Source organism: Sphingosinithalassobacter sp. CS137, from assembly GCF_014334115.1.
Taxonomy (GTDB): Bacteria; Pseudomonadota; Alphaproteobacteria; order Sphingomonadales; family Sphingomonadaceae; genus Sphingomonas.
Genome location: NZ_CP060494.1, coordinates 2,100,227 through 2,118,051, shown reverse-complemented (window position 1 = coordinate 2,118,051; position 17,825 = coordinate 2,100,227). Strand labels below are relative to the sequence as shown.

General features: G+C 63.7%; 14 protein-coding genes and 1 tRNA gene. 6 read left to right on the top strand and 9 right to left on the bottom strand.

Going from position 1 to position 17,825, the window contains the following annotated elements; genetic code table 11:
• Positions 1-45: 45 nt before the first annotated feature.
• A complete protein-coding gene (locus H7V21_RS10460) occupies positions 46-4,278 on the bottom strand; it encodes a strawberry notch family protein (RefSeq protein ID WP_188053654.1) in 4,233 nt (1,410 codons plus the stop codon).
• A gap of 71 nt (positions 4,279-4,349) precedes the next feature.
• Complete coding sequence (locus H7V21_RS10455) at positions 4,350-5,261, bottom strand: toprim domain-containing protein (RefSeq protein WP_262503822.1); 912 nt, start codon at positions 5,259-5,261, stop codon at positions 4,350-4,352.
• 132 nt (positions 5,262-5,393) lie between these two features.
• On the opposite strand from H7V21_RS10455, the gene H7V21_RS10450 reads away from it, so the two are divergent.
• Together H7V21_RS10450 and H7V21_RS10445 are read left to right on the top strand one after the other, a co-directional pair.
• The gene (locus H7V21_RS10450; RefSeq protein ID WP_188053653.1) at positions 5,394-5,978 is read left to right on the top strand and encodes a lytic transglycosylase domain-containing protein; all 585 of its coding nucleotides are present in this window, start codon (positions 5,394-5,396) and stop codon (positions 5,976-5,978) included.
• The gene (locus H7V21_RS10445; RefSeq protein ID WP_188053651.1) at positions 5,978-6,181 is read left to right on the top strand and encodes a DUF5818 domain-containing protein; all 204 of its coding nucleotides are present in this window, start codon (positions 5,978-5,980) and stop codon (positions 6,179-6,181) included. The genes H7V21_RS10450 and H7V21_RS10445 overlap by 1 nt, the downstream gene beginning before the upstream one ends.
• Here H7V21_RS10445 and H7V21_RS10440 read toward each other — a convergent pair whose 3' ends face one another.
• From H7V21_RS10440 to H7V21_RS10420, 5 genes are all read right to left on the bottom strand, one after another.
• A complete protein-coding gene (locus H7V21_RS10440; protein ID WP_188053649.1) occupies positions 6,182-7,399 on the bottom strand; it encodes a tyrosine-type recombinase/integrase in 1,218 nt (405 codons plus the stop codon).
• Positions 7,400-7,814: 415 nt separating this feature from the next.
• Entirely contained in the window at positions 7,815-9,170 is a 1,356-nt protein-coding gene (locus H7V21_RS10435; protein ID WP_188053647.1) for a type II toxin-antitoxin system HipA family toxin, read from the bottom strand.
• Positions 9,170-9,421, bottom strand: coding sequence for a helix-turn-helix domain-containing protein (locus H7V21_RS16015; protein WP_188053645.1), 252 nt, complete (start codon positions 9,419-9,421; stop codon positions 9,170-9,172). Before H7V21_RS16015 ends, H7V21_RS10435 begins: the two co-directional genes overlap by 1 nt.
• A 235-nt stretch (positions 9,422-9,656) precedes the next feature.
• Positions 9,657-10,235: a hypothetical protein gene (locus H7V21_RS10425; RefSeq protein WP_188053643.1), complete on the bottom strand. Its 579-nt coding sequence runs from the start codon at positions 10,233-10,235 to the stop codon at positions 9,657-9,659.
• Positions 10,213-10,554 (bottom strand): hypothetical protein, encoded by a 342-nt coding sequence (locus H7V21_RS10420; RefSeq protein WP_188053641.1) that lies wholly within the window; start codon positions 10,552-10,554, stop codon positions 10,213-10,215. Before H7V21_RS10420 ends, H7V21_RS10425 begins: the two co-directional genes overlap by 23 nt.
• A gap of 172 nt (positions 10,555-10,726) precedes the next feature.
• Between H7V21_RS10420 and H7V21_RS10415 the strand changes: the two genes are divergently transcribed.
• From H7V21_RS10415 to H7V21_RS10405, 3 genes are all read left to right on the top strand, one after another.
• Complete coding sequence (locus tag H7V21_RS10415) at positions 10,727-10,942, top strand: DUF2274 domain-containing protein (protein ID WP_188053639.1); 216 nt, start codon at positions 10,727-10,729, stop codon at positions 10,940-10,942.
• Between the two features lie 18 nt (positions 10,943-10,960).
• Complete coding sequence (locus H7V21_RS10410) at positions 10,961-11,167, top strand: helix-turn-helix transcriptional regulator (RefSeq protein WP_188053637.1); 207 nt, start codon at positions 10,961-10,963, stop codon at positions 11,165-11,167.
• Between the two features lie 271 nt (positions 11,168-11,438).
• Positions 11,439-15,185, top strand: a complete 3,747-nt coding sequence (locus H7V21_RS10405) for an ATP-dependent RecD-like DNA helicase (protein ID WP_188053635.1) — start codon at positions 11,439-11,441, stop codon at positions 15,183-15,185.
• A 19-nt stretch (positions 15,186-15,204) separates the two neighbouring features.
• On the opposite strand, the gene H7V21_RS10400 is transcribed toward H7V21_RS10405, so the two are convergent.
• Together H7V21_RS10400 and H7V21_RS10395 are read right to left on the bottom strand one after the other, a co-directional pair.
• Positions 15,205-16,410 carry a tyrosine-type recombinase/integrase gene (locus H7V21_RS10400; protein ID WP_188053633.1) on the bottom strand — a complete coding sequence of 402 codons (1,206 nt, stop codon included), beginning with the start codon at positions 16,408-16,410 and terminating at the stop codon, positions 15,205-15,207.
• Between the two features lie 229 nt (positions 16,411-16,639).
• Positions 16,640-16,726 (bottom strand) — tRNA-Leu (locus H7V21_RS10395).
• A gap of 130 nt (positions 16,727-16,856) precedes the next feature.
• Between H7V21_RS10395 and H7V21_RS10390 the strand changes: the two genes are divergently transcribed.
• Positions 16,857-17,792 (top strand): complex I NDUFA9 subunit family protein, encoded by a 936-nt coding sequence (locus H7V21_RS10390; RefSeq protein ID WP_188053631.1) that lies wholly within the window; start codon positions 16,857-16,859, stop codon positions 17,790-17,792.
• Positions 17,793-17,825: the final 33 nt, after the last annotated feature.

Genomic DNA, 17,825 nt, shown 5'->3' with positions numbered 1-17,825 from the left:
TCCAAGGCACTCTCTTCTCTCTGCTGCGGGACGTGCTGCCGCTGATCAGGGAGCGAGCGCTTCAAGAATAGCCGCTCCATTGGCCACCGGCACGAACAGGCGCGTCCGGTAGCGGATGATCTCGGTGAAGCAGCCTTTGGCCTTGTACCACTCGAGCCGATCGGGCGCGAAGCCAGTCAGCTCGATGCGCTGCTCGCCGCCGACGAGGCTGCGCTTGACGGTCAGCGGATCATGGCTCTGCAAGGACTGTGCGGTGCCGCTCGAGAGGACGAGAGCGGCCAGTTCACCGGAAGTAGGCAAGACAGGGTTTCCTAGGCCGAAGGTCTGCGACACCTTGACGATATCCGCGGCCACCACCTCGCGGCCGATAATGGAGGAGCCGTCGGCCGAGACGATACGGGTCACGCGCACGTGATCGCCGGGCAGGCGCTTCCAGACCGGGAGTAGCAGCCCGGTTGCAAGGTGCACCCGTTCGCGGACCGGCTCCTTGGCGGCTTCGATCTCTTCGGCGCGCCAGAGACGTTCGAACGAAGCCGGATCGATAGCCTCCCAGGCGCTTTCGGCGAGCGCCTCGCGGGTCCAGTTGGCGGATTTGAGCGGACGCAGCAGACGCCGCCGCTCGATCACACTTCCATCGTCGGCAATCAAACGGCGCGCGGGAACGCTGAGCGCCACCCGCCCCGAACGGGCATTGTGGAGTGGTATGACACCAGGCGAGTCAATGTCATGCAGCCGCGCGAGCCGCTTAAAGCGCAGGGGCCGCAAGTGCCGCTCGATTTCCAGCGAGAGAAGGCGAGTTTCAGCGCCGGTCAACGGGTCGGTCCGAATGATCTGATCCGAAATTACTCTACAGCTGTCGACCTTGAGCGTTTCGAGCCCGAGATCGAGTGTTCCCGCTTCGCGCGCAGCCTCTATGCGCGCTTCGATGAGGGCGAGGTACTCGTCAAAGATCGCGTTCTGCATCCCGATCGGCAGCGCGAGCACGCGGTTGAGCCAGCGCTGGATCGAGGGCAGGTCGTCCGTAAGACCGCCCTCGGGACCTTCAAGCCGTAGGCCGGTCTGGCGCACGAAATCGGCGAAGCTTGTCGCCTCGAGCTTGCCATCGTAGAGCAGGTGGAACCAGCGGCTCAGCGCATCTCTGGCGTAATCGCTTTCTAGATTGTCCGCCGGATCGAACAGGTTCTGTCCACCCGTTTGCCGCTGTCCGCGGGTAAGCGCGCCGAGGCTGTCGAGCCGCCGCGCGATCGTCGAGATGAACCGCCGCTCACCCTTCACATCCGTGGTCACAGGTCGGAAGAGCGGCGCCGACGCCTGGTTGGTGCGGTTGGTCCGCCCCAGACCCTGTATCGCATTGTCGGCGCGCCACCCCGGCTCGAGCAGGAAATGCACGCGCCGCTGCCGGTTCTGGCAATTAAGGTCGGCGTGGTAGGAACGGCCCGTCCCGCCGGCGTCGGAAAAGACAAGGATGCGCTTGGCACCATCCATGAAGGCCTGAGCCTCGGCAACGTTGGCGGACCCGCCGCGGCGTTCGAGCCGCTGCTGTCCGTCCCGCCCAAGAATCAGCCGTCTCGTCCTACCCGTAACTTCGGCGACGGTGCCGGTTCCGAAGTGTTCGATGATCGCATCGAGCGCAGTTGCGATCGGCGGCAGGGCGCAGAGCTGTTCGATCAGCGCATCGCGCGCGGCGACGGCGCGTGGACACATGACCGGATTGCCATCGTCGTTGCTCATCGGTTCGGAACGCAGATTGCCGTCTTCGTCGGTGAAGACCTGCATCAGACGAGTGGGGAAGCTCTTGGCGAGATAGTCGATGACATACTCGCGCGGCGAAAGGTCGATATCGAGCGCTTCGCGTTCCTCGGGAGTCAGATCGGCCAAGCGGCGGTCGAGCATCGCCTCGGCGGTCGAGACCAGCTGCACGACGAGCGAGTGGCCGGTCGCGAGCGACTCCTCCATCGCGGGGATCAGGCTCGGGAGTTTCATCGAGAGCAGGAGCTGCGCAAAGAACCGCTGCTTGGTGCCTTCGAAAATGGACAGCGCAGCAGCCTTGGCGTTGCGGTTGAGTGTGTCGCCGCTGTCCTCATCGACTATTCGCGTCGCCTGAAGCACCTCGTCGAGGTTGCGATGAATGATCGCCCAGGCTTCGGCATAGGCATCGTAGATGGCGATCTGCGCATCGGTCAGCCGGTGCTCGAGGATTTCGTACTCGACTCCCGCGAATGACAAAGCGCGGGAAAGATATAGGCCCTGAGCCTTGAGATCCCTGGCGACGAGCTCCATCGCCGCGACACCGCCTGCCCGGATTTCGGTCGTGAACGCCTCGTGTGTCGGGAACGCGGTTTCGGCTCCCCACAAGCCGAGGCGGGTCGCATATCCGAGGTTGGAAATGTCCGAAGCGCCGGTAGCCGAAGCGTAGAGGATCCGGGCGCGAGGAAGCCGGTTCTGCAGTCTTAGTCCGGCCATGCCCTGTTCGGAGCCTTTCGAAGCGCCGCGCGCGTTACGGCTGCCTATGGCATTGGCCATCGCGTGGGCCTCATCGAACGCGATCACGCCTTCGAAATCATCGCCGGTCCAGGCGAGTATCTGGTCAAGCCGCGTATCGTCTGCGCGACCCGAGCGAAGCGTCGGATAAGTAATGAAGAGGATGCCCTGGGACCAACGAACCGGTGCTCCCAGCTTCCAAGCTGAGAGTGGCTGAATGTCGAGGCGCATGCCGCCGAGTGCTTCCCAGTCGCGGCGGGCATCCTCGAGCAGCGCCTCATTCTTCGTGATCCAGATGTGTCGGCGTTCGCCGGCAAGCCAGCGATCCATGATCACCGACGCGATCTGTCGCCCCTTTCCCGCTCCAGTGCCGTCGCCGAGGAAAAAGCCCTGACGGTAACGGGCTCCATCCTCGGCCTGCTCGAGCGTGGTTCCTTCCTGGGTGGCTCGGAAGCGTCCTGGCAGATCGTGCGAGAACGCCTCGCAGGCATAGACGAGCGTTTCGAGTTGGGCTTCGGAAAGCAGTTGGCGGGCCCGCCAGTTGGCGGGCAGCTTTGGCCGCACGGCCGGTATCGGAGCCGCGACCGACCCCATCGCGATGGATTCCACAAGCGGCGTCGGATGGACCGGCGCGCCTCCGATCTGAACCCGGCTCGGGCGATAGGGAAGATAGATCCCTGTCTGCTCCGGGACGGGCGCGGGCTCATCCAGCGTCACATAGCCGAGCTCTTCGAACGGCTCGCCAGTTGCAGGGCGAGTTCCAAACGGAGCCGCGGGCCGGGCGTTCGCTGGCTTTCTCAAAGTGCCGGTCGCGGGCCGCGCGGTCAGCACGGGAATTTCCGGAGTATCGCGAGCGCGCGGCGGGAGTCGGCCGATCAGCGTTGCCAGATCGGACAAATCGTCCGCTTCCGCAGTGACCACCGGTAGGCCGTCGACGGCCTTGTCGAACACCACCATGCGCACGCGAATGCCTGTGCCGTTCCTCCGGAACGCGCCGGCGATGCGCACATCGAGCCGCAGCCTGGCATCGCTCAATGAGCTGGCGAAGCGAGACGCATCGAAACCTTCCGGCATGATCGCGACGAGGCGAGCGCCTCTCTTCGAAAGACGGAATGCGCTGCGAAGATGGCGCAACGCCGTTGCCGCACTGACCCCGCGCTCACGACTGCGCGCAAACGGCGGATTCATGAGGACGACGGTCGGCGGCCTGTGGGTCAGGAGATGATCGATGACCTCACCGTCGTGAGCGGTCACTGCTGCGTCGGAAAACAGATGGGCAAGTGACTGTCGGCGAGCAGGATCGATCTCGTTGAGCGTGAGGTCGGAGCCTTGAACAGCCGGCCATAGGGCAAGCGCGCCGTTACCTGCCGAAGGCTCGAGGGCCTGATCGGATGAGCGAAGCTGAGCCGCTTGCGCCATGAGCCAGGACAGCATGGGCGGGGTCGAGAACTGCTGCAGCTCGATCTGCGCCTCGCTACGCACATGGCGGGGGGGCAAGGCGGTTTCGAGCCATTCAAAGCGCGCGTCCGCTTCACGGATCGCGGTACCGAGCGTAATCCGGCCGTGAGACTTCAGCCACAGGAGCGCGCCGATCTCGATCGCATCGTTGTAGTCGTCGATGGACCAACCCGTCCCCCAGGTCTGGATCCCGGTCTCTTCGGCAAAGAGCGCAGAAATGGAGCTACGCGTAAGGTGGCAGCCGTCGGCCAGACGAGAGGCTATTTGTTCGCCGATCGTCGCCGCCAAGGGCTGGGCATGAGGTTCAGCGTCGGGTTCTAAAAATTCGAACTGAAGCATTGTTGGTCCTCCTGATGGAGGCATCGGGCACGAAGCCTTCTGCCGATCACGAGGCCAAAGCTCTCTCTTCTCTACGAAGCCCGCTTGCGGGCGAGCCAGTTCACCAGTTCGTCGTTCCAGTCCGTTTCGCGCTTTGAAGGACGCCGGACATGGATGGTCCGGCCTTCGAGCGCATGGCTCTGGAGCGCGCGTTCCGCGGCCAATTGGCCGCCTGCATCGTAATCGACAAAGAGATGGAGCTCGGTGACACTCTCGGGGATCGAGACGAGCGCAAAGCGCTCATTACCAAGCGTTGCCCAGCATGGAACGCCGGTGAGTGCACGGGCCGAGAGCGCGCTTTCAACACCTTCGGCAATGCCCAGCACTCTATCAATCGCTGGGAACAGTCGGACGGCGGCCGATCGGAGCGCACCGAGTGCACGCTTCGGGCCGTCGAATGCCGCGAGCCTGGGCGCCTCCGCATCGAGAAATGTTCGGTGAATAGCGATCGGACCTTCGTCGAGGCTGACGGCTGCAATCATCGCTGGCAGGAACTGCGCGCGGCCTTTGGGTCCGAGAGGCGTTCGACTGTTGAAGCGCAGCGCGGGCGAGACAGCCGTGATACCGCGCGCCTCGAGATAAGCTTTGGCCGGACTGCCGTTCAGGGGCGAGGCGCTATGCCATGTCCGGAGCACACCTTGCGATGGCGACCGCTCTATCGTCGATTCTCCGGCATTCAGCGGAGAGCTGCCGAACAGCTGCGCGGGGGAAAGCCCCTCCCTTCTGAAAGCGTCAATCACGCTCGCTTGATCGCAGCCGGCAAAGCAATGGAACAGGATAGCACGTCGTCCCAGGGTGACGCCGAGCGAAGGGGTGCGATCATCGTGCGCCGGGCACCGGGCCATGCCCTTGGAACCGGACCAGCGCCCGCCGCGGCTTTTGCAGAGCTGCCGAGCAGTTGCTTCGAGGGATTGTGTGTTCTGACCTTCACTTCGGGCCTGCATCGGAAGACTCCATATCGTCTGCTCGCTTCCCCAGCGCTGCCTCTCCTCTTTGCGGTGTTCTAATCGCTTTCCTACAGGTTGATGTTCTTTTTATGTTCTCTTGCGATTCGGAGCAATCGAGGAGAACGCGAAATGGTAGGCCGGTTCATTGCAGGCTTGATCTGTGCAGCGAGCCTGACGGCTGGCGAAGGAGCCTTCGCTCAGGAATTTCGAATTTTCGATCACGACCATGGCCTTAAAGAGGACCCGGGCGGGGAAAGCTTCAGCGGCGAGAGCGGTCGACGTTCGGAGCAAAGTGCACCTGCGTTCCGCGCAGTCGTCCCCGGCTATCGGGAAGCGATCTACCTGCCGCTCATCCGCGAAGCCGAATTAAGGCATCGGCTGCCGCCGCGGCTACTTCAGGCTCTGATCTGGGCGGAATCCCGGTTCAACCCGCTTGCGGTCAGTCCCGCGGGTGCGGCAGGTCTAGCGCAACTGATGCCGGCCACCGCCAGAGAACTCGGCGTCGCAAACCGGCATGATCCGCAGGAGAATATCGAGGGTGGTGCGCGCTATCTCAGACAGATGCTCGATCGGTTTGGATCGGTGCATCTCGCCCTTGCCGCATACAACGCTGGACCCGGCGCCGTGACGAAGGCAGGCGGGATTCCAAGAAATCGCGAGACGCCCGGTTATGTACGAAGCGTTCTCGACCGCTGGATGAGTTACGCCAACTGATGACGACCAATCGAAGGCGCATAACCGGCCGGCTCGAACTCGGCCCCCGCGGTTATTCTATCGTGACCGAAGCCGGTGACCACTGGGTGCTCGAAGGCTGCGAGCCCGACAGTGACACGATTGGTGGCCAGGTGACGGCCGAGGGTGAAAGCCACAGCCTGGATCGCCTGCGAACAGATTGGATCGGCACGGCGAGCGCCTGATCATCCGGCCCGAAGGTTGAGGATGCGGCCGCCAGCTCTCAGCTGGTCCAGGTTGTCGCTCCACCATTGGGCCATGCGCACCCGTTCATCCCAGTGCTTTCCTCGGTGATAGATGCCCCGCACCGCGTTACTGTCGCCATGGGCGAGCGCCCGCTCGATCGCATCTGCGCTCCATAGCCCGCACTCGTTGAGCATGGTCGAGGCGGTGGCGCGCAGGCCATGGGCAGTGACTTCTTCTTTCGAAAATCCCATTCGGCGGAACGCCGCGTTGAGGGTGTTCTCGCTCATGGGACGCGTTTCCGATCGCGCGGATGGGAACACGTATCCTTCTGAGCCAAGCATTGCCTCCAGCTCCTTCAGGTAGGCGATCACCTGGCTCGACAGGGGCACAGCGTGGGCGCGGCGCGACTTCATCTTGCCTTCCGAGATCTTCCAGACGCCTGCCTCGAAGTTGAACTCGCTCCACTCGGCGTGGCGGAGCTCGCCCGGACGGACGAAGACATGCGGTGCGACCAGCAGCGCATACTTCGTAATCGGGTGGCCGGTATAGTCGTCGATCGCCCGCAAGAGGCCGCCGAGTTCGTCGGGCTCAAGGATCGCGGCGTAGTGTTTTACCTTGGGCGTGATCAAAGCCCCTTTGAGGAGGCTCGTCGGATCGCCCGCGCAACGCGCGGTGGCAACGCCGAAGCGGAACACCCGGCTGGCGAAGGAGCGACATTTCTTCGCCGTCTCGTGCTTGCCTGCCGCTTCGAGGCGTTTGAGCGGGGCGAGCACCTCAAATGGCTCGATCTGTTCGAGCGGTCGTTTCCCGATCGAGCGAACCAGCTTGTCGAGGAAGTAGTTGGCCTTGAGCAGCGTCGCATCGGCCCTGCCATTGCGGGCCATCATCTGGTCGATGTATTCTCTTGCCACCTCTTCGAATGTGATCCCCGCGATGAATTCAGCCCGGATCTTCTGCTTGCGCTTCTCGAGCGCAGGATCACCGCCCTTGGATACCGCTAGACGCGCCTCGAGCGCTGCGTTGCGCGCCTCTTTTAGGCTGAGGTCGGGATAGGTGCCGATCGAAAGCTTCTTCTCGGTTCTCCCGACTCGGTAGCGGAAGCGCCAAAGCTTGCTACCTATCGGCGTGACTTCGACATACAGGCCGCGCTCGTCTGCGACCTTGTAAGGCTTGTTTTTAGGACGGAGCGCTTTGAGCTGGCTATCGGTCAATGGCACGTGCGGGCCTTTCTCGAATGTGGTTTACACCGAAATCCGCAAAAGGCCCGCAAATGTTCTCGGAATGTCTGGATGTTGCTGACACGTTCCGGGACGACCCAAGGGCCAAATTCCTTGGATTTCGGGGGTTTTATAGACTTTTTGGGATGTTCTGAGAAGAACAAATGGTGCCCAGAAGAAGACTCGATAGTTTAAGTTAAAGTATTGATTATAAATGGCAACGCAAGATTCGATTTTGTTGGTGACCCAAAATTTGGCCCAAAAAATATAAAATAGTAGCGGTTCGAGTCTTGTTGGCATCTCTCGGTTACTAAAGAAACCGTATCGAATTACGCTGTGAAGCACCAGATGTTTTTGCAATGTCTGAAGCGGTTCGCCTTAGTCGAGGCGCATCTCGGCTCAAGCAATGTCGGTCTCAACCCTGCCGGGCTGGTTCCGAGGAGCCGCCTCGTCCCAATTCCCCGTCGGCGGTTGCGAGGCGGGCCAGGCGATCACGAGCGCCCGACAGGACCGTCGCGTGAATGGCTTCCGGGAAATGCGCTGGCAACACGGCTTCGACGGCCGAGAATGCCCGATCGAATCCTTGCCGGATATCGTCGATCGCTTGGCCGATGAGCTGCGTCGACAGTCCTGCGGCGCGGCCCGTCTCCGCGAAATGCCGTCCATGAATATCGAAGATTCGATATTTCCGTGAATTGCCGACCGCCATCGCCAGCTTGAACTGGTTCCGGCGGATCTGGTGCGCATCGAGGCTCGGCTGCGCGGTAAGGACATCATAGAAAGGCGTCATGCGAAAGCGGCCGCCCGGCGCCAGGAAGATGCTGAAGTTCTTCGCATGGCCATCCGTCGCGCCGATCAGCCAGAACAGCAGCTGCGCCTTGAAGAAGGCGAGCCGGTCGCCCGACGGATCGTCGCTTCCGGCGAGCAGATTGGCGATCGCCGCGATGCCGGGGCCGCCTTCGCTTTCATATTTGCCAGCCGGTGCGACCGAAAGCGCCTGACAGCAATCCTCCTGCGGGAGCCGGAGGAGTCTCCCGTCACGGGTCCAGCGCCGGTCGAAGCGCGTGACGACGAGAACCTTGGTTGCTCCGAAGGTGGCGATCTCCGCTTCGTTCGCTGCCAGCCCGAACACTTCCATCAGCTTGAGACAGTAGAATTCGTTCTCGACGCTGTTTGACAGGTCGATGCCGTTCGGCAGTTCGCCGATCTGGGGCTTGAGGATGTGCGTGGTCGGCGTCGTGCCGGTCGGCTTCAGCCATTTTCCCTCGTGGCGCAGCAGCGCCGTCTTTTCCTGCGCTCCGGCGACGGAGATGCGGAAGTCGTCTTCCCTGTCGAGGCCTAGGGGCGCGCGCGCGAGGTTCGCCACGATGCCGGCGATCTCGTCCTCGCCGATCTCGATCCCATCGACCGCGGTGGTTGGTGGCGGAAGCTCGTCGACAGCCATGAACTGCAGAGCGCCGACACAGTCGCGGCCGATTTCGCTGAGCAGGCTGAAGGCATCGGTACCCTGAGCCCCCAGGCGTTCCGCGACGCGGGTGCGGATCGGTTTTGAGTCGGGCAGGAGGTTCTCGAATACCGCCGTGACCCGGTCACCGAGATAGCGGTTCTCGCGCAACGGCAGCGAGAGCGACACTGGGATGGCGTTCTCCCATCCGAGCCAGCTTGGATCATAGGCGAAGTCGATCGCCCCGCTCGACTGCCGCGTCAGTCGGCCGACATGGCGGTTGTTCAGGAAGACGTTAAGAGGGGCGCGAGCGGCTTTGCGGGGCATCAGAAGATGTCCTCGATATCCTCCGAGCTGCTCTTCGAACGGGGGGTGATCGCGAGCTCGAGATCTAGCGCCGCCAGGATGGCACAGATCGTCTCGATCTTTGCCGCACCGTGCCCACTTTCGATTTGCGAGATCGTTGCCTGACGCAGACCTGCTTTCGCCGCGACTTGGGATTGGTTGAGCTTCGCCTGTGTGCGGTAGCGTCGCAACGCTTCGCCGAGCTGCTTGGGGGTACGCGCAATTGGGGCCATCGGTCGTCTCCAATGGCCGCTATACGCCACCGTGGATAATTCTTCAATATGCGGATTAGCGCATATATCTGCGATATGCGCTAATCCGTATAATCGACCACTATACGCCAGCCCGCATATCTAACGATCACTCGCTCGTTCGAAAGGTATGATGGCTAAGCTGCGCCATGGCAGGGGAGCAGGTCTTCCTCTCGTCGCACTCGTACCGCCCTGCCCCATTCACTGGAAGTGGACGTCAGTCAGCACCCGTGCTGCCGATGCCGCTCATGTCCTGCAGCCAGGCCTCGATCGAGCGGGAGGCCTGGGCCCCAAGTGTGAGATAGGCGCGCCTGCGATCCTTCGAGTCGGCGATGCGCAAGATCAGGCCCTTGCTTTCGAGCACTGCGATCCAGCGCAACGCGGTGGTCGACGGAACCGCTGCGGCGATGCAGGCGCTAGATATGCTGATCCGCCGCCGCTCCACGCCGGCCACGTAGAGGTCGAGCAGCAGATCCCAGGCTGGATCGGCGAACAGACCCGTCGGGAACAGCGCGTCCCGCATGCGCCGATGGCGAAGGTATTGTTTGGCGACCATCGCCAGCGCGGCAGAGCCGGCAATCCGTGGATTGGCTCGGGTGGGCGGGCATCCGGCGACGGGAGCTTGCCGTGCCACAATGCCATCGAGCGCCCCAGCGATGGCACGGGCCTTGCTGGATAGCGCCGTCAGCTCATGTGCAGGATATGCGCTGTCGATCCCGGATCGATGCTCAATCGGGGCGGCAAACGCATCCGCATGCGAAGGATGCTCCGGGCTACCCTCCGGTGCGGGGCGCATCAGCGACGCCCCCGCGCCGGTCGAGCGCCACGCCCGCGATCAGCACGATCAGCATCGGCACCGACCAGAAGCCTTGCAGGAAGAAGTAGAGCTTGAAGGCGTAGCCAGGCACCACGAAGCTTGCGACATGCGACACGACGGTGACCAAGTGGAAGCCGGTGACCCATGTAGGGAACCACCGATCCGATCGCATTGCGATCCACCAAAAGGCGACGAGCAGGACGGCATCGACCAGGAAAGTCGCATAATGGGTATGCGACCAGTCGCTTTGGACGAACCAGGCGCCGGCCGTGGCCAGGCAGCCGAGGACGTAGATCATAGCAACCCGCCGCCCGTCTCGCCCGCCCCCGACTGCGGCGAAGCCGCAGCACAGGAGCGTCAGGGCCCAGAAGGAAAGCGCGATCATGATTTTGGAGGCCCCCGGCGCGCCCGTCCGGCTCGTCGTCCACCGCGACCTCATCCTTCGTCCCTGGCATTGAAAGGAGTTCCCGATGCCCGACCTTCGCCTCGCGCGCATCCCCGACCGTACCCCGGTCAAGATTGCGATCATGGTCCTTCCCGACCTGCACCAGTCGCTGGCCGCCTATGCCGAAGCCTATCGCGAGACCTATGGCGAGACGGCGAGCGTCGCCGACCTCGTCCCCCACATGCTCCAGAGCTTCCTCGACAGCGACCAGGTCTTCGCGCGCTCGCGCCCCAAGTCCTGAGCCGGAAAGGATCATCCGATGTCCGACACCCCCGACCGCATCCTTCGCCTCAAGGCCGTGCTCGATCGTACCGGCCTCAGCCGCTCGACCATGTATCGCAAGATGCAGGAGGGCAGCTTTCCGAGCAGTATCCAGATCAGCGATCGCTGCATCGGCTGGCGCCAGTCCGCCGTCGAAGCCTGGATGCGCAGCCCGAAGGGATATGCTGCCGACGCAGATAGATAGTGCGACGAGATGACGACCGCACTCTCGCACTGAGCCGCATCGCCTTTCACAATTGCTGTCCGAATCGCGCCTGATAGCCGCTATTAACGGCCGGCTCGCGACCGTCGCGGTCAAGCAGCTTTTAAGCGGAAAGAGGCCAAGACCCAGCCATCTGGACCATCGTTGCATCCACATTCGACTTGGATGCTGCTCCGCGACTTGATGTAATCTGGACAGGTGTCGCTTCGGTCGAGCAGGATATGCCGTTTCGGAGAGAATACAGGGGGACGACTTGAAGGGCGCAAACGCACGCCACCTCTCGGTGCGGGTTCCATGGCACGACGGTGGGTGGGATGGCACAATCTGCCGCAACCCCAAAGCGAACACGGCATGCCTTGCCGTCAGCCTGATCGCAGAGGGAAAAAACGACGAGTTCGAGCAATGCCATGCAGGCGAGGCGTTCGAGAACCTCGAGCCAAGCCGCCTGCCGCCGTGCGTGCGGGAGCGATCAGCGTTCCTGTCGGGCCGCGCCCAGCCGCTCTCGATCCAGATGCCCTATTCGAGCTGGAGCGACCTCCACCGGCACATCCGGCCGACGACCGTGCAGCTGCCGGCGTGGGGAGGCGTCGTCGTGCCCTACCGCTGGATGCTCCGCGAGCCGGCGGAGCAACTGGCCAAGGACCTCGGCCTGGACCTCGACCTGGACCGCGAGCCGCAATCACCGGACTTCCCTGGCTTCATGTCGAAGACGGCATGGATCCAGGAGGTTGAGAACCAGCGAACTATGCTGGAGGCGTTCGCCGACCCGCTCGAGCCCGAGACGTCGCTCGTCTTTTTCTATGCGCGCCGAACACCCTTGGCCGACGGGCTCGGAAGTCCCATCGTGGCGGTGGCCCGGGTCGAGCATGTCGGCAAGGTGGACGAATATCCCTATGCCGGCGGCGCTGCGGGCGGGCGCGTCCGGTCGATGATCTGGGAGCGTCCCTTCCAGCACTCGCTGCGGCGCGGCGAGCACGGGTTTTCGGGTGGCGTTGTCCTGCCATATCAGGAGATACTCTCCCTCGCCGAGAGCAATTCAGAGATCGAGCCGGCCCAGTATCTGGCTCTGGCGCCCGAGGAATTGCGCGAGCAGTTCCTCTACGGCAGCGAGCACGTGGAACACGGAAGCGCCATCGCGGCACTTCAGTCCGTGCGCAACGCTCTCGAGCGCATCGAGACTATCATCCCGGGGCGCTGGGCGGAGGCGATCGACTGGATCGACGCCCGTATCAGCGAGCTCTGGACGCTGCGGGGCCCCGCGCCCGGGTTGGGCAGCGCGCTCAGCTGCGTGCAGCCCAACGCCTTCAACGGGACGTTGTTCGCGCATGCGCTGGCACCGTTTCTCGACGAAGGCGCGAACCCCTGGCCAGTCGTCGAGGAGATTTTCGCCGGCGTGCGCCCGCCGCCCGCCGGCGCTCCGGCGCTGACCGGAATGCAGCGCAAGCGCTGCGAGCACATTCGCATGAAAGAACCCTCCCGCTATCGGCTCATGCAGACGCTGTCGCGCTTCGAGCTGAGCCGGGACCAGGCGTTCGAAGCGTGGGACGCGGAGCGGACGGAAGACTATGTGCGCAATCCGTATGAGCTCTTCCAGCGTTCGCGTTTCACGCTGGCGCCGATCGGCCTCGGAACGGTCGACCGGGGCATACAGGCGGGCGGCCCCATCCGTGAGGCGTGGCCGTTGCCCGACGAGTGCGAAGTGAATCCGCTCGAACCCGACGACTGGCACAGGCTCCTGGCGGCTTCGATCGCAGCGCTCGAGGGCGCCGCTGCGGCGGGCAGCACGCTGGTGCCGGCGAAGGTCCTGGCCGAACGCGTAGCGGAGCTCCCGCTCTCTCCCACGGCGCCGATCGACGAGCTCACGCTCGAGCTCCTCGCTGACGAGTTCAACCCGGAGGTGGACGTCTCCGAGCTTGACGGTGAGTGGTATGCCCAGCTCGAACGATACGTCGAGACGCGCCTTGTCATCGGCCGCGCGATCAAGGCGCGGCTTTCGGGCGGATTGGACACGACCGATGCCGGCTGGCGCGAGCTCCTCGACGCGGCGCTCGACGGCGGCCTAACCGAGGAGCGACGGAAAGCGGCACGGAGCGATGAGCTCGAACACGCCGCGCGCCAGGAAAAGGCCGAGGCGCTGGCGACGCTTGCATCATCGCGCGTCGCAGTTCTGCTCGGCCCCGCCGGTTCGGGGAAGACGACGCTGCTCAAGGTCCTCCTCGGCAGACGCTCCATAGTCGGCAATGATGTCGCGCTTCTGGCACCGACGGGGAAGGCTCGCGTCCGCCTCGGCGTCCAGACCGGCATGCCCAACGCAGCCAGGACCCTCGCCCAGTTCCTCCTCGAGCAACAGCGGTGGGATCCTGACACCGGCGTTCATTGCTTTCCCCGGACCGGACCGACGGCGCGCATCTCGACGTGCATTGTCGATGAGGCCTCAATGCTCACCGAGGACCAATTTGCGGCGCTCGTCAGCGCTTTGCCGACGACGGCCCGCCTGATTCTCGTCGGCGATCCAAAGCAGCTGCCGCCGATCGGCGCCGGCCGCCCGTTCGTCGACCTCATCGCGCACCTTGAGGAAACCGCGGGAGGCGTAGGCGTGGCTAGACTGCGCATCAGTCGCCGCCAAACTGGAGTCGATGGATCGGTGGCGGCCGACGCACTCGAAGACGTGCAACTCGCCGCCCTCTTCGCGGGCGCGGCGGACGGGCCCGGTGAGGACGAGATCGCGGGCCTTCCGTCGGGCGACCGGCTGCGCCTCCTCGAGTGGGATACGTCTGACCGGCTGCGTCAGTGCGTTGCGGAAGCGCTGGAAACGGAGTTGGATTGTACTGCCGGCGACCTCGAACGCGCCGTGGAGATCTCGCTGGGCGGGACGGAGGACGAGTTCCCATACTTTAATGTTGGAGCCGGCGCCGCCGCTGAGCGGTGGCAAATCCTCACGCCCCACCGCGATCTGCCGGGCGGCTCGGCCGATCTGAACCGCCATGTGAAGCGAGTGGCCCGCTCGAGGCGGCTGGACTCGGTGAGGGACCGGGAACGCCAATTCAAAATGATCGAACCGAGAGGTTCGGACGAGATCACCTATGGCGACAAGGTCATCTGCCTACGCAATCATGGTCGCAAGCGGTGGGATTGGGCGGAGGGCGAAGCCCACGACGGCTATCTCGCTAACGGCGAGGTCGGCGTCGTCGTCGGGCAGGCCGGATACAAGTACCCACGTTTCACCCAAATCGAGTTCGCCACCCAGCTCGGCGACACCTACAGCTTCTCTCGACGCGACTTCTCCGACCACGCCTCTCCGCTGCTCGAACTCGGCTACGCGGTCACGGTCCACAAGGCCCAAGGGTCCGAGTTCGGGACCACACTGCTCGTCCTGCCGCGGCACAGCAGGCTACTCACCCGCGAGCTACTTTACACTGCCCTCACGCGGCAGAAGGACCGCATCTGGATCCTCCATCAGGGCCCATTCGGCGGTTTCCTGCGCTTCCGCTCGGAATATCATTCGGAGACAGCCCGGCGCGTCACCAATCTCTTCGCTTCGCCCCGACCCGTGGCAATCGAGCCTCCCCCAGGCGAGCCCGCCCATGCGAGGCGGACCTTCCTGGAAGACAAGCTGATCCACGCGACGCGGCGAGGCGACCTTGTCAGCTCAAAGTCTGAGATCGTCATAGCCGACATTCTCCACGAACTCGAGCAGCGGGGATTGCTCCGATACACGTTCGAGAAGCCGCGCCTGCTCGGCGGAATCGAGCGTTGGCCCGACTTCACAATCGAGGTGGGTGCGGACATTTGGTATTGGGAGCACTGCGGTATGCTTGAGCGTCCCTCCTACCGCCGACGCTGGGAGCGCAAGCTGGAGGGGTACGCCGCGGAGGGAATAACGGTGTGGTCGACTGAGAATCCCGACGGTCGCCTGGTGGTTACCAAGGACGGACCCGTCGAGGGGCTCGACAGCGGCTCACTGCACCAGCTCGCCGAAGGGCTATGGGGCTCGCAATGACGACCGACTCGCCAATCCGTTAGGCAGTCTTTGAGAATGGCACCGCCGCCCGTAGCTGATCGAGGTAGTCGCTCCACCACTGGTGCATCGCGACCCGCTCCTCCCAGTAGAAGCCGCGGTTGTACGTGCCCCGGACCGAATCGGCGTCGGCATGCGCGAGCGAACGCTCGATTGCGTCGGGGCTCCATTTGCCACTCTCGTTGAGCAAAGTGGATGCCGTCGTCCTTAAGCCGTGCGCGGTAACTTCGCCCACCGCATAGCCCATGCGGCGGAAGGCCTGGTTGACGGTGTTCTCGCTTAGCGGCCGGCGCGAGGTGTGAAACGCCGGAAACACGAAGCCGTCCGGGCCAGTCAACTCGTGAAGCTGGGTAAGATAGGCCACCACCTGCCGAGACAAGGGCACGGCATGCGGCCGGCGCATCTTCATCCGCTCGGCGGGGATCTTCCACACGGCATTCTCTAAATCGATCTCGGGCCACAGCGCCTGCCTGAGCTCGCCGGGTCGGGCCATCACATGGGGGGACACCTGCATGGCGATTCGCGTGATCAGGTGGCCCGAGTAAGCGTCGATCGCGCGGAGTAGCTCGCCGACTGCCTTCGGATCGAGAATCGCCGCATGATGCTTCGTCTTCGGCGTGACCAGCGCTCCGCGCAGCACCGAGGTCGGGTCGGTTTCGCAGCGCCCGGTCGCGACCCCGTAGCGAAACACCCGGCTGGCAAAGGAGCGGCAACGGCGCGCCGTCTCGTGCTTACCTTTTGCTTCGATGCGCTTGAGCGCGCCGAGTACATCGACCGGCTTCAGGTCGGCAATCGCGCTCGTTTCGATCGGAGCGAGCTGTTCGAGCAGCCAATTCGCTTTCGTCGTGGTAGTATCGGCACGGCCCTCGCGGACCATCTTGTCGATATATTCCTTCGCGATCTCGCCGAACGAGTTGGCGGCATTGTATTTTGCGACCAGCTTCTCGTGCTTGCGCTCAGCAACCGGGTCGATCCCTTCCCGGACTTTCTGCCGGAACTCGTCGCGCTTCCGCCGGGCCTCGGCCAACCCTACCTCGGGATAGCTGCCAAAAGCGATGCGCTTGTCCTTGCCGAGGAAGTTGTACTTAAATCGCCAGAGTTTTGAGCCGTTGGGACGCACCTCGATATAGAGGCCGCGCTCGTCCGTTCGCTTGTAGATCCGATCCTGCGGCTTGAGAGCCCGAATCTCCAGGTCTTTCAGTGGCATGGTACGCATCCTTCGATTCGATTGGTCCGCAATCGAAGGCGCCCGTTGATCCCCCTTTCGGTGGCCCGCGGGCCACCACCAAAAACCGGGCCACGGTGACCCAGGCGGTGGCCCGAATCTGGCCGGGATCGACTGAAATCAACTGGAACGCCATCAGACGAAACCAGTTGAAAAATGGCAGATTTCTGCCGTTTTGTCGATGGTTTTGGGATTTTATGGAGGGGGTAAATGGTGCCCAGAAGAGGACTCGAACCTCCACGGCCTTGCGACCGCCAGCACCTGAAGCTGGTGCGTCTACCAATTCCGCCATCTGGGCACGGGGTAGGCGGCGCGCTCTACGGATCGGCCGGGAGCTTGTCAACCGGTGCCGGGCGGGTTCCCGCAGCAGCTTGCCGTTTGCGCCGGCGCGGGGCATTTGGGAGCGAGGCGTTGGCAAGAGGCGAAGCATGAACGACAGGCTGGTGACATTGCTCGGCGGGGGCGGATTCCTCGGGCGGTATGTCGCGCAGGAGCTGCTACGGGCAGGTGCGCGGGTGCGGATCGCCCAGCGCAAGCCGCGCGACGCATTTTTCCTGAGGCCGCTCGGCGGCGTCGGGCAGACGCAGTTCATTGCCGCGGACGTGACCCGGCCCGAGACGATCGAGCGGGCCTGCGACGGCGCCGATGCGGTGCTGAACCTGGTCGGCAGCTGGAGCAATTTCGACGCCCTGCATGTGCAGGGCGCGCAGACCGCGGCGCAGGCGGCAGCTCGGGCCGGCGCGGCGGCATTCGTCCAGATCTCCGCGATCGGCGCCGATCCCGATTCGCAGTCGAACTATGCCCGGTCCAAGGCCGAAGGCGAGCACGCGGTGCGCGAGGCCTTTCCCGGCGCGACCATCCTGCGGCCGACGACGGTGTTCGGACGCGAGGATGCATTCGTGAATCGATTCGCCGGCATGATCGCAACTTTGCCCGTGGTGCCGGTGCTGCGCCCGCAGGCGAAGTTTCAGCCGGTTTATGTCGCCGACGTTGCGGAAGCCGCGGCCCGCGCGCTGCTCGAGCCGCGGCACCATGACGGCCGCGTCTATGAATTGGGCGGCCCGGACGTGCTGACGATGGCCGAGCTGCTGCGCTGGATCGCCAAGGCAGTCGGGCGCGATCCCGCTTTCGTCGAGCTGCCCGATGCGCTCGGGTCGATGCTCGCGACATTCGGATCGTTGCCCGGCGCGCCGATCACGCGCGAGCAGTGGAAGATGCTGCAGCGCGATGCAGTGGTGTCGCCGGGCGCCGAAGGGCTCGAGGCGCTCGGCGTATCGCCGACGCCGCTCGCGGCTGTCGCGCCGAACTGGCTGGTACGATTTCGTCGCTACGGCAGATTTGGGCAGGCTGGCGAGCCGGCCTGATCGGCGCGCACCACGTTCACGACAAGCAGCGCG